Consider the following 12,643-nt stretch of genomic DNA (forward strand, 5'->3'; position numbering starts at 1 on the left):
CCGTCGTCATCTCCCGTGGAATTCCTGAATTAATCTTTCCTTTGAATCGGCCAAAGTGACCTTTTCGTTTGTCTTTTGCCTTGTAAATTGATAGATTGCGTCAATATTTTCGATGGCCGTATCAATTTTTTCGTTTGTACCCCTCTGGTACGCCCCTATATTGATGAGGTCTTCCGAATCTCTATAAACAGAGAGTAACATCTTTAACTGATTTGCTGCTTCCTGATGCTCTTCCGTCACGATTTCCTTCATGACGCGGCTGACAGACGCCAGAACATCGATAGCAGGAAAATGACCTTTATTCGCTAGCTGCCTGTTAAGCACGATGTGACCGTCCAATATGCCGCGCACCGCGTCGGCGATCGGTTCGTTCATGTCGTCGCCGTCAACCAGAACGGTATAGAACGCGGTAATCGAGCCGTTAGGCCCTGTTCCCGCCCGTTCCAGAAGCTTGGGGAGTGTTGCGAATACGGAAGGCGTGTATCCTCTAGTGGCAGGCGGCTCGCCGATGGCAAGGCCAACTTCGCGCTGCGCCATGGCGTAACGGGTAACCGAGTCCATCATCAGCATGACGTTTAATCCGCGGTCGCGGAAATATTCCGCAATGGAAGTTGCGATAAGAGCTCCCTTAATCCGGATTAGAGCAGGCTGATCGGAGGTTGCTACAATTACTACCGAGCGGGCAAGTCCTTCAGGACCAAGATCCTTCTCGATAAATTCGAGCACCTCGCGGCCGCGTTCGCCAATTAATGCAATGACGTTGACGTCAGCGGAAGTATTGCGGGCGATCATACCAAGCAGCGTGCTTTTACCGACGCCCGAGCCTGCAAAAATACCTACGCGCTGGCCTCTGCCAACGGTAAGCAAACCGTCAATCGCGCGGACGCCAATGCTCAAAGTCTCCTGTACCCGGGGACGCGCAAGCGGATTGCTAGGCTCATTGTGGGTCGAGTAATGCTGCATGCGGCTGGGCAAAAAAGATCCGTCAAGCGGCTGCCCCAAACCGTCAAGCACCTTGCCAAGCAATTCGGAACCAACCTGCACCGATAACGGCTTTCCGGTCCCGACAACGTCGCAGCCCGGGCTTATCGCATGCAATTCGCCCAAAGGCATTAGAATGACTTTATTATCACGGAAGCCTACGACCTCGGCTTTAATCGGTTTGGCACCTTTTGCCGGGTAGATCAGGCAAACATCGCCGATGCTTGCATCCGGTCCTTCCGATTCCACGGTAAGACCGATAACCTGCGTGACCTTGCCGTTCACGCGTATAGGGTCAAGATGACGAAGCTGGTCCATATATTTGGAGCTGTCCAGTTTAATACCGTTCATCCGGCATGCTCCGTTCTTCATGGCTTTGGTTGGCAAGCTGTACAAGTTCGCGCTTGATTTCGGACAATTGCGTGTCAATCCGCGCATCTATGCTTCCGTAAGCGGAACGGATGACGCAGCCGAAATCTTTGACCGTTGCGTCGGGAATAATCTGAAGCTCAGCCTGCGAGTCGATAACAAGATTAAGCTCTTCCCTTGCCGCCTGGACAAAAGCTAGCTGCCCCGGAGCAACGCAAAGGGCGATAACGCCTTGTTCCCTTCGCCTCGACAATGCTTTGCGGATTAGTTCAAGTGCCATTTCAGGCGCTTCCGACATCTGTCTGCCGATTACTTTTTCCGAGATAGAGACGCTGAGCTCTACCAGAAAAGGCTCAGCCTCTTGAATAATCTGCTCTCGCATCTCGTAAGCGGATTTCAGAACGGCATTGGCTTCTTCCAGACGGCTCTCCCATTCCTGCCGCATAGCCTGCTCGGCATGCGCTTGGCCTTCAGCATAACCTTGCTCAAAGCCTGCTTGACGGGAAGCTTCGGAATGCCTTTCATCTTCCAGCCGTTTCTCAAGCCACCAGGCATCGATATCGGCTTCGGCTTTTGCCAGCATTTGCTCGCTTTGTTCGCCTGCTTCGCGAATACGTTCTTCTGCAAAAATTTGTGCATCCGAGATGATCTGGTCGCGAATGGAGATGGTCTCTTCATCCGGGCCTGCCTCTTCAATAATCTCTTCGGTCACCGCTACTTGCTCAGCAGCATGTTTGTTAAGCCAATAGAGCTGTTTCAGCTGATCAAGCGCGATTACGCTTGAAGACTTTATCAAATTAGACAATGATATCATCTCCTCCGCCGCGGGCGATGATGATCTCACCGGCTTCTTCTAGCCTGCGAATCGTAGCGACGATACGGGTCTGAGCCTCTTCAACGTCACGCAGCCGGACAGGACCCATAAATTCCATTTCTTCCTTGAACGTATCGGACATCCGCTTCGACATGTTGCGGAAGATCGCTTCCCGCACTTCCTCGCTTGCCACCTTGAGGGCGAGCTGAAGATCGGCATTCTCCACGTCGCGGATAATGCGCTGAATCGAACGGTTGTCGATATTGACGATATCTTCGAAGACGAACATGCGTTTTTTGATTTCTTCCGCCAATTCCGGATCTTCGATTTCGAGAGCGTCCAGAATGGTTCGTTCCGTACCGCGGTCTACGCCGTTCAAAATTTGAACGATCGAATCGATGCCGCCAGCATTCGTATAGTCCTGTGTTACCGTAGCAGAAAGTTTTTGCTCGAGAACGCGTTCAACCTGACTGATAACCTCAGGCGAAGTACTGTCCATCAAGGCAATTCTGCGGGCAACGTCCGCCTGCTTCTCTTGCGGCAAGGACGATAAAATATGCGAGGATTGCTCGGACTGCAGATACGATAGGACGAGCGCGATTGTCTGCGAGTTCTCGTTTTGGATAAAGTTAAGGATTTGCGTCGGTTCCGCCTTGCGGGCAAAGTCGAACGGTCTGACTTGAAGCGTAGCCGTCAAACGGTTAATGACTTCAACAGCCTTCTGTTCGCCAAGCGCCTTCTCCAAAATCTCTTTCGCGTACGAGATACCGCCTTGCGAAATATATTCCTGCGCCAGACAGATTTGATGAAAATCGCTCAATATCTGTTCTCTCTCCGCACTGTCTACTTTGCGGACATTGGCAATTTCGAGAGTAAGCTGTTCGATCTCTTCTTCTCTCAAATGTTTAAAAATTTGGGCGGATACTTCTGGCCCGAGCGTAATAAGCAGAATCGCCGCCTTTTGCCGACCGGTTAATCCATTAAGCGGTTTTGCCACGGGAGCCACCTCTATTCATCCACAAGCCAGGTGCGGAGCAAGTTGACGAACTCTTCCGGCTTGCGTTTGGCGAGTGTTTCGAGATTTTTTCTTGCCTGACTGTCATTGTTAACTGTTTCAAAATCAATCGTAGGGAATTCCGGTTTAGCCGGCGTTTCCATCAACGCGGCTGCTTCGGCTGCTGCCGCTTCTTCAGCTTGTTTTCTGCGTCTGCGGACAAGCATAATGGCAAGACCGCCGATTAAAGCAAGCGCCGCTGCGCCAAGTCCAATCGCCCATTGCATCGACAGACCGCTGGAAGAAGTTCCCGCATCCGTTGCCGCGAAATTCTGACCGAGAATTGTAACCTTTTTCGCAATCATTGCGTCATCATTAACATCTTGACCGGAATCAGCCAGCTGCGCGCGGACAAGCGAGCTAAGGAAATTCGTTAACTCTTGCCGGGATTGATCCGTAAGCTTGCTCTGTTCGACACCGATGCTGATCGACAAATCCTTCAGCTGGTACGGAGCGGATTCAATCTGATTGTTAATGCGGTCGTAATCATAGTTGGTTACCCGCGAGTTTTGCTCGGAAGAACCGTTCGTATTATCCGTTGCCGTATAACCCGGTACATCCGTTTCTCCCGTACCGGCGACACCGCCTGCATTAGCCGAACCATTGGTTGTTGTGCTGTTGTCTTGTTGTTCGCTTACGATAATGCCGTTATTGTTGTTGTTCTCAAGCGGTCTGACCAGGTTCTCCTGAGTCACCTTCTTGTCGAAGTTAAAGCTGCTGGCAACGCTGATAACGAGATTGTCTCCAAGCATCGGAGCCAGGAACTGCTGGATATTTTTCTTCACTTCGGCTTCGTACTTCCGCTGAATCATGAAGTGGCTTTCCGCAGCATCAGTTGCAGCACCAATCTTGTTGCCGTCGATTTCGGAGGAAACCAGCTCGCCTTGCGGGCTAGAGATCGTGATATCCTGAATCGCAAGCTTCGGAACCGCCGTCTTCACCAGATTGTAATAACCATCAACCTCTTGCTGGCTTGGACGGTAACCCGGCGTAAAGTTCATCATGATGGAAGCGGATGCCTGTTCCTTCTCTTCCGGAGTCAGGAATACCGATTCCTTCGGAAGGTTGATGAGCACTTTTGAGCTCTGCACGCCTTGCATCCGGTTCAGTAATTGCTGCACCTCTCCGTTTAAAGCGTTAATGTACTTCACGTTAAATTCATTCTCGGTTTGTCCGAAGGCACTTCCGCCTTCAAAAGCTTCGAATCCGATCGATCCGTTCTGCACAAGACCCTGTGAACCAACGTCAACCCGGGTTCTCGTCGCTACCGCGCTAGGTACCGAGATGCTCTGACCGTCCGCGCTTAATTTATAAGGAATACCGTTTCCGTCCAAATAAGTCATTATTGCTGCCGCATCTGTGGTGTCAAGGTTTTGAAATGCTACTTCGTAATCCGTTCTTGTGAATATGTAAGTCAAAATCACGATTGTTAACAACAATGCACCAATGGATGCCCCCAGCCCTATTTTTTGTTTTTTGCCCATCTGCCCCCAAAACTGCGTAAGTCTTTGGCGGTATTGGGCGATTCTTTCGTTCACGTTGTCACCTCACCCAGCTTCTGTCTAGTTCGAAAGCCCCATTACACTGACATTCGCATAATTTCTTGATACGCATCAATGACTTTATTGCGAATTTGTGTTGTCAGCTGTAAGCTAAGCTCTGCTTTCTGAGTTGCGATGAGGACCTGTGAAACATCAACCTCGCCAATTAAGTATTTATCGTTTAACTTATGTACCTCTTTTTCCTGTGCATCCACGCTATTAAGTGCGCTCTCCAAGTATTGCCCGAAAGAATTCATCGACTCAGCAGGTGTTGCCTGCTGCTGCGGCTTCGCAGTTTCAAGCAGCTTGTTAACGGCTTGTGCGGGATTAAGTTGCAACGGTTGAATCATGCCCGTCCCTCCGTCATCGTTATTTTACTTTACTTCCCAATCTCCAGCGCCTTCGTAAACATGGCTTTAGACGCATTCAAAGCTGTTACATTGGCTTCGTATGAACGTGAAGCCGAAATCATGTCAACCATTTCTTTCGCCACATCAACGTTAGGCATATGGACATATCCGTCCGCATCCGCGTCCGGGTGAGTTGGATTATAGACAAGCTTGGTAGGCGACTGATCCTCGATAATTCTAGTTGCCTTTACACCTTGTGCTCCGGAAGTCCCTTCAAGCTGCTTGTTCAGCAGATCGGAGAAAGAGGAGTTTTGCGTCATTGGTTCAAGTACGACCATTTTCCGTTTATACGGAACGAATTGGCCATTCACGTAACCGGCGCGGGTTGTTTCAGCATTCGCGATGTTTGAGGAAATAACGTCCATTCGCAAACGCTGTGCGGTTAGTGCGGAAGCACTGGCGTCGAAGCTGCTAGAAATTCTCACTTCCTGTTATCTCCCTTCAATGGCTGTCTTCATCATCTTCACGTCATGATTGATTTGCTGAATATAAAAATTGTAGCTGAGTTGATTTTTAGCGAGCAAAGACATCTCGCGGTCAATGTCGACGTTGTTCTCATTGTTATTCATTTCGGACAAGTTATCGGTCTGTGTCTGTGCGGTTGGTACTATTCCGCTGGTCCTGCCTATCGGAATATGACGCTCGTTCGTCCGCTTGCCCTGAAGGACGGTTTGTCCTCCCATCTCTTGACTGAGAAGCTCTTCAAACAAAACTTCCGAACGTTTGAAGTTTGGAGTGTCGACATTTGCGATGTTATTGGCTACGACCCCTTGTCGCAATTCTGCAGCCTTGAGCGCGCCTTCCAATCGCCCAAATGATGTGCCATTCAATAGATTCACGTTCCTGTGTCACCACTTTCAATTAGAAGATCTTAGTAAAGTATTCAACAGATTGCGAACCATTCCTTCTTTGTTCGACATTAAATTATGAAAAAAATGAGACGAAACTGTCGAGTTTTGCCGACATGATAATATTCAACAATTGTCCAAAATATTACAATAAGAAAAAAGCCCTATCTTTAATTTCAAGATAGGGCTTTTCGATGAATTTCCGATAGGATGGTAGTCCCAGGAAATTATTGCTTAATTTTTTCCAATTCCTGAAGCAGCTGGGTATTTAAAATTTTGATGTAGGTCCCTTTCATCCCCAGCGACCTAGTTTCAATAACGCCGGCGCTTTCCAGCTTGCGCAGGGCATTAACGATAACGGACCTTGTAATACCTACCCGATCCGCAATTTTGGAAGCAACAAGCAGGCCTTCTTTCCCTTCCAGCTGCTCGAAAATATGCTCTACCGCCTCGAGCTCGCTGAAGGATAGCGAGCCGATCGCAACCGAAACAACCGCACGGCTGCGCGCTTCCTGTTCAACCTCTTCTGCGCGTTCACGCAAAATTTCCATGCCGACAATTGTCGAACCGTATTCGGCCAGCACAAGATCGTCATCATCGAAGGAGCCGTTCGTGCGTGTCAGAACAAGCGTACCGAGACGGTCTCCTCCACCTGTAATTGGTACTACAGTCATGATTTCTTGTTCGCCAAGCGCCGGGAAAGTCTCATAGACCCCCGTATCCGGAGCAACGTTTGTTACGGGTTCCTGCATGTCCAGAAATAGGCTGTTACTCACTTGCGGAAAGCGCAGCTCTTCTACTGACATCGAACGAAGCGTGTCATGATCATAAGGATTCACGGCCGCGCAGCCTAGAACCTTTCCTTTACGGCTGACCACAAACACGTTGGTCTGTATGGTACTGCACAATACCTCAGCCATCTCTCTGAAATTGAGCGCTTTGCCGGCTGCTCGCTGCAGCAGCCGGTTCAACGTTCTTGTTTTTGTAAGTAAAGTCATTCCAAAGCCTCCCAAAGCTCATCCCAACTACATTTCACTACAATATATATTGACTCAAATCGCGATTTTTCGCAATGCCTCCCACTTTTTCACGCACGTATTCGGGAGTTATGACCATATGGTCAAGGGTAATATCCGGTGCTTCGAAGGAGAGATCCTCAAGCAGCTTCTCCAATATGGTATGAAGTCTGCGGGCACCTATATTTTCGGTATTGCGATTTAAATCGGCTGCGATCGAAGCGATCTCTTTAATGGCATCGTCAGAAAATTCAATCGTAATACCTTCCGTTTGCAGAAGGGCTGCGTATTGTTTCGTTAAAGCGTTTTTCGGTTCGGTCAGAATGCTGACGAAATCCTCCAGGCTAAGCGACGTTAATTCCACCCGGATCGGGAAACGTCCCTGAAGCTCGGGAATCAGATCGGACGGCTTCGCTACATGGAAAGCACCGGCTGCAATAAACAGAACATAGTCCGTTTTTACCGGCCCGTATTTCGTCACGACCGTGGATCCTTCCACGATTGGAAGAATATCACGTTGAACGCCTTCGCGGGACACGTCGGGACCATTGCCTCTCGACGGACTTGCAATTTTATCAATCTCGTCGATGAAAATGATACCGGTCTGCTCCGCGCGGGAGACAGACTCGGCAATGACGTCATCCATATTAATAAGCTTGTTGGCTTCTTCCTGAATGAGTACTTTGCGGGCTTCTTTAACAGGCAGTTTGCGCTTCTTGGTCTTCTTCGGCATGAATTGTCCCAGCATTTCCTGCATGTTCATTCCGCCTAGGCCATCCGGTCCTTGACCGCCAAGCATATCAAGCATCGTCGGGGTATTATCCTCAATCTCAACCTCTACGATTTCGTTCTCGAGTTTGCCTGCAGCCAAGTCATCACGCGCCTGCGAGCGTTTGGTGATAATAACGTTATCGTGCTCAGGCTCTTCGACCGTTTCCTTATTGTTTTGCTGATTGCCAAACAGCATTTCGAACGGGTTTTTGGATTGCTTCTCTTTTACTTTAGATGGGACAAGCAGCGTAACGAGCCGCTCATTTGCGAGCTTCTCCGCTTTATCCTGAACAGCCTCCGTCTTTTCCGCCTTCACCATCCGGATTGCCGTCTCTACCAGGTCCCGCACCATCGACTCTACATCACGGCCGACATAACCTACCTCGGTGAATTTGGTCGCCTCTACTTTAATAAAAGGAGCCTTGACCAATTTCGCCAGACGTCGCGCAATTTCCGTTTTGCCTACGCCGGTAGGACCAATCATCAGAATGTTTTTCGGAACAATCTCATCGCGAAGCGTCTCGTCGAGCATGCTTCTGCGATAGCGGTTACGGAGTGCAATGGCGACAGATCGTTTTGCGGGCTTTTGTCCCACAATATATTTATCGAGCTCTGCTACGATTTGACGAGGGGTAAAAGCTTGATTTACCATATGATATCTCCTCCGCTTCAACCAATTTCTTCTACAATAATATTATGATTCGTATAAACGCATATGTCGGCAGCCGTTTCCAGCGCTGCTCTTGCGATATCTTTTGCTTCCATATGGGGAGCATGCTTCTGCAGCGCTCTTGCGGCGGAGAGAGCATAGTTGCCGCCCGAGCCGATAGCCAAGATGCCGTCATCCGGTTCGATAATTTCCCCGTTACCGGAAATTAGAAGCAATCCCGTCTGATCCATAACCAGCATAAGCGCCTCGAGCTTGCGGAGAATGCGGTCGGTACGCCAGTCCTTTGCCAGCTCAACGGCCGCACGCTGAAGGTTTCCGTGATGCTCCTCCAGCTTTGCCTCAAACTTCTCGAATAACGTAATCGCATCGGCAACCGAACCGGCAAAGCCCGCAATGACTTGCCCGCGGTACAAACGACGAACTTTTTTCGCTTTATTTTTCATCACGACGCTGTTTCCAAAGGTTACCTGTCCATCTCCGGCAATTGCTCCTTTACCTTCGTGACGCACCGCGCAAATCGTGGTGGCGTGAAATTCCATCTCCATCTCTTCGCCCTCCTATAGCCCGCAGATTATTAAGTTCAAGTGTATACGGTTGTGCTGCCCCTCAAGCGGTGCAGCGTTCGACTGTTTATACGTTCAGATGATCGAAATGTTCCTTCTTGAAGCGCTCCAGGCTATCCAGCGCACGGTTCGCAATCGCTTCGTTCTTTTCCTTCTTGTTGCGGATCCGGTTCTCAAGCGGCGGGAACAAGCCAAAATTCGCGTTCATCGGTTGGAAATGCTTGAAATCCGCCGTTGTAATGTAATGCGCCATGCTGCCCAGCGTTGTATCCTCCGGCAGTACGAGAGGTTCAAGACCGCGTGCCAGTCTCGCTGCGTTAAAGCCGGCAATCAGGCCGGAAGCAGCGGACTCCACATAACCTTCTACGCCCGTCATCTGACCGGCAAAGAATAGGGTGCTGCGGTTTTTGAGCTGATAAGTCGGCTCCATGACCCGCGGCGAGTTAATAAAGGTATTGCGGTGCATAACCCCAAATCGCACGAATTCCGCATTCTCAAGGCCAGGGATCAGGGAGAATACCCGCTTCTGCTCGCCCCATTTCAAATGCGTTTGGAAGCCTACCATGTTGTAGAGGGTTCCGGCCGCATTATCCTGGCGAAGCTGGATCACGGCATGCGGAAGTTTACCGGTATGCGGATTAACAAGACCAACCGGCTTCATCGGTCCGAAGAGCACGGTTTGCTTGCCGCGGCTCGCCATTACTTCGATCGGCATACAGCCTTCGAAATAAACTTCCTTTTCGAAATCTTTTAACGCAGCGGTCTCCGCTGTCGTCAGCGCCTCGTGGAAAATCTCGAATTCTTCTTCAGTCATCGGGCAATTCAGATATGCCGCTTCGCCTTTGTCGTAACGGGATGCCAGATAGACCTTGCTCATATCAATGGAGTCTTTCTCGATGATCGGAGCTGCCGCATCATAGAAGTAGAAATATTCTTCGCCAAGCAAGGTACGGATCTTCTCGGACAGAGCAGGCGCAGTAAGCGGGCCAGTTGCGATGACAACAATGCTGTCTTCCGGAATATCCGTTACTTCTTCCGTGCGCACCTCTACAAGCGGATGTTCATGAAGAAGACGCGTTACTTCCCCGGAAAAACCGTCGCGGTCAACGGCAAGCGCTCCGCCTGCAGGTACGGCGTGACGATCCGCGCTGCCGAGAATAAGAGAGTTCAGGCGGCGCATTTCTTCTTTCAGCACGCCTACGGCGTTAGCAAGGCCATTGGCGCGCAAGCTGTTGCTGCACACGAGCTCGGCAAAGTTTTTAGTATGATGGGCAGGCGTTTTGGTCTCTGGACGCATCTCGTACAAAATGACGGGTACGCCTTGGGATGCGATCTGCCAAGCTGCCTCGCTTCCTGCTAGACCTGCTCCGATTACGATGACTGGTTGTTGAACTGACAATGTAAAGACCTCCAATATATGCTAACACGGCAGTGAAAACACAGCTGTCCTCCCTGCGTAAGGGAGGACTGTCGTGTGGCCGCATCTGTTTCTTTAGTTTAGGCTTGTTCTTGCTCGTCTTCGGTGATTTCTTCCGAATAATCGCAATTCGGACATTGCAGCTTCGCGCCGCTGCGGTTGCGTTTCTCGACAAGCATCGAATCGCAATTCGGACAAGGCTTGTTTGTCGGCTTATCCCAGGACACGTAGTCGCAGGTGGGATAAGTATCGCAGCCGTAGAAGATCCGTCCTTTCTTGCTGCGTCGCTCGATGATTTTGCCCTCGCCGCATTTCGGGCAAGTTACGCCGATATCCTTGACGATTGGCTTCGTGTTACGGCAGTCCGGGAAGCCGGAGCAGGCAAGGAACTTGCCGAAGCGCCCCATCTTGAACACCATATGGCGGCCGCATTTCTCGCAGATTTCATCCGAAACCTCATCTTGAATCTCGACTTCCTTCATTTCTTCCTCGGCGACTTCAAGCCGCTTCTCGAAAGATTCGTAGAAGTTAGAAAGGACTTTAACCCAGTCCTCCACCCCATCCTCTACATGGTCAAGATCCGTCTCCATCTTCGCCGTAAACTCGGAATCCAGAATTTCCGGGAAAAATTCCTCCATCATCTGATTGACCAGGTCGCCCAGCTCGGTTGGAATGAATTTCTTCTCTTCGATCGCTACGTATCCGCGTTTCTGGATCGTTTCCAGCGTCGGCGCGTACGTACTTGGACGTCCTATGCCAAGCTCCTCCAGCGTCTTAACCAATCTTGCTTCGGAATAACGCGGCGGCGGTTGGGTGAAATGCTGCTTCGGTTCGATGGAATCCGAGTTCACGACATCACCGATTGCAAAAGGCGGCAGGAATTTATGTTCCTCCTCCGTGCCGTCGTCATTGCCCTCCACGTAAACCTTCATGAAGCCGGCAAACTTGATCTTCGAACCGCTCGCACGGAAAGTGACGTCGCCGGAAGCAAGGTCTACCGTCATCGTATCAAGCACGGCGGAAGCCATCTGGCTGGATACGAAACGTTCCCATACCAGCTTATACAAGCGAAGCTGATCCCGCGAAAGGAACGGCTTCATGGATTCCGGGTCGCGGAGCGTCGATGTCGGCCGGATCGCCTCATGGGCGTCCTGCGCATTGCTGTTTTTCTTCGTGTAGACGCGCGGCTGTTCCGGATAGAACGACGGGCCGTATTTTCCTTCAATATACTCCTTCGCTTCTTCCTGGGCAACCGGTGAGATCCTTGTCGAGTCCGTTCTCATATAGGTAATGAGACCGACTGTCCCTTCCTTGCCTAACTCAACGCCTTCATACAGCTGCTGGGCCACGGACATCGTCTTGGAAGCACGGAATCCAAGCTTGCGTGCTGCCTCCTGCTGCAAGGAGCTCGTAATGAACGGCGGAGCCGGGTTGCGAAGACGTTCTTTCTCTTTTACTTCGGCTACCTTGAACTGATTGCCAGACAAGGCTGCTAGAATCGCCTGCATCTCCTCTTCGTTGTGGAGTTCCCGCTTCTCGCCCTTAATGGAATGGTATTTTGCTTCAAACGGAACGCCTTGCTGGGTAAGCTTTGCCGTGATGGACCAGTACTCCTCCGGAACAAATGCGTCAATCTCGTTCTCCCTGTCGATAATCAGCTTCACGCATACGGATTGTACGCGTCCCGCGGACAGTCCCTTCTTAACCTTCTTCCACAAGAGCGGACTAATCTTGTAACCGACAAGGCGGTCAAGAATACGTCTGGCCTGCTGGGCATTCACAAGATCCATATTGATCTTGCGAGGCGTTTTGAAAGCATCCTTGACGGCTTGCTTCGTTATTTCATTAAATACGACACGGCAGGTATCCGACTCGTTCAGCTCCAGATAATGAGCCAGATGCCATGCGATCGCTTCTCCTTCGCGATCGGGGTCGGCTGCGAGAAAGACGTGTTTAACCTTTTTGCTGGCGTCCTTCAACTCTTTTAATACGCTGCCCTTGCCTCGGATCGTAATATATTTCGGCTGGAAGCCGTTTTCCACTTCGACGCCAGTCTGACTTTTTGGCAAATCGCGAATATGGCCCATCGATGCTTTAACGATATATTTGCTGCCCAAATATTTGCCGATCGTTTTTGCTTTGGCCGGTGATTCTACGATTACTAATGAATCTGCCACATTAGGCGCCCC

Annotated in this window: 12 protein-coding genes; all 12 read right to left on the reverse strand. The window is 50.3% G+C overall.

Going from position 1 to position 12,643, the window contains the following annotated elements; translation table 11 throughout:
• Positions 1-6: 6 nt before the first annotated feature.
• The 12 genes from fliI to topA all read right to left on the reverse strand — a co-directional run bounded on the left by fliI (position 7) and on the right by topA (position 12,631).
• On the reverse strand, positions 7-1,332 hold the full coding sequence (gene fliI / locus CFI03_RS06215; protein WP_127495831.1) for a flagellar protein export ATPase FliI: 1,326 nt from the start codon (positions 1,330-1,332) through the stop codon (positions 7-9).
• Positions 1,319-2,155 carry a FliH/SctL family protein gene (locus CFI03_RS06220; protein WP_248756810.1) on the reverse strand — a complete coding sequence of 279 codons (837 nt, stop codon included), beginning with the start codon at positions 2,153-2,155 and terminating at the stop codon, positions 1,319-1,321. Before CFI03_RS06220 ends, fliI begins: the two co-directional genes overlap by 14 nt.
• Positions 2,148-3,161, reverse strand: coding sequence for a flagellar motor switch protein FliG (gene fliG / locus CFI03_RS06225; RefSeq protein WP_015845031.1), 1,014 nt, complete (start codon positions 3,159-3,161; stop codon positions 2,148-2,150). The genes CFI03_RS06220 and fliG overlap by 8 nt, the downstream gene beginning before the upstream one ends.
• 11 nt (positions 3,162-3,172) lie before the next feature.
• Positions 3,173-4,756 (reverse strand): flagellar basal-body MS-ring/collar protein FliF, encoded by a 1,584-nt coding sequence (gene fliF, locus CFI03_RS06230; RefSeq protein WP_127495833.1) that lies wholly within the window; start codon positions 4,754-4,756, stop codon positions 3,173-3,175.
• Positions 4,757-4,797: 41 nt separating this feature from the next.
• Positions 4,798-5,109 (reverse strand): flagellar hook-basal body complex protein FliE, encoded by a 312-nt coding sequence (gene fliE, locus CFI03_RS06235; RefSeq protein WP_127495834.1) that lies wholly within the window; start codon positions 5,107-5,109, stop codon positions 4,798-4,800.
• A gap of 29 nt (positions 5,110-5,138) precedes the next feature.
• Entirely contained in the window at positions 5,139-5,594 is a 456-nt protein-coding gene (gene flgC / locus CFI03_RS06240; RefSeq protein ID WP_015845034.1) for a flagellar basal body rod protein FlgC, read from the reverse strand.
• Between the two features lie 6 nt (positions 5,595-5,600).
• The gene (flgB, locus tag CFI03_RS06245) at positions 5,601-6,008 is read right to left on the reverse strand and encodes a flagellar basal body rod protein FlgB (RefSeq protein ID WP_201000557.1); all 408 of its coding nucleotides are present in this window, start codon (positions 6,006-6,008) and stop codon (positions 5,601-5,603) included.
• Positions 6,009-6,244: 236 nt separating this feature from the next.
• The gene (gene codY / locus CFI03_RS06250; protein WP_127495836.1) at positions 6,245-7,015 is read right to left on the reverse strand and encodes a GTP-sensing pleiotropic transcriptional regulator CodY; all 771 of its coding nucleotides are present in this window, start codon (positions 7,013-7,015) and stop codon (positions 6,245-6,247) included.
• 37 nt (positions 7,016-7,052) lie between these two features.
• Positions 7,053-8,456 (reverse strand): ATP-dependent protease ATPase subunit HslU, encoded by a 1,404-nt coding sequence (hslU, locus tag CFI03_RS06255; RefSeq protein ID WP_248756811.1) that lies wholly within the window; start codon positions 8,454-8,456, stop codon positions 7,053-7,055.
• A 17-nt stretch (positions 8,457-8,473) separates the two neighbouring features.
• Complete coding sequence (gene hslV, locus CFI03_RS06260; protein ID WP_248756812.1) at positions 8,474-9,019, reverse strand: ATP-dependent protease subunit HslV; 546 nt, start codon at positions 9,017-9,019, stop codon at positions 8,474-8,476.
• Between the two features lie 85 nt (positions 9,020-9,104).
• Positions 9,105-10,436, reverse strand: a complete 1,332-nt coding sequence (gene trmFO / locus CFI03_RS06265; protein ID WP_127495839.1) for an FADH(2)-oxidizing methylenetetrahydrofolate--tRNA-(uracil(54)-C(5))-methyltransferase TrmFO — start codon at positions 10,434-10,436, stop codon at positions 9,105-9,107.
• Positions 10,437-10,534: 98 nt separating this feature from the next.
• Positions 10,535-12,631 carry a type I DNA topoisomerase gene (gene topA / locus CFI03_RS06270; RefSeq protein WP_127495840.1) on the reverse strand — a complete coding sequence of 699 codons (2,097 nt, stop codon included), beginning with the start codon at positions 12,629-12,631 and terminating at the stop codon, positions 10,535-10,537.
• Positions 12,632-12,643: the final 12 nt, after the last annotated feature.

The organism is Paenibacillus sp. ATY16, from assembly GCF_003399985.2.
In the GTDB taxonomy this organism is placed as follows: domain Bacteria; phylum Bacillota; class Bacilli; order Paenibacillales; family Paenibacillaceae; genus Pristimantibacillus; species Pristimantibacillus glycanilyticus.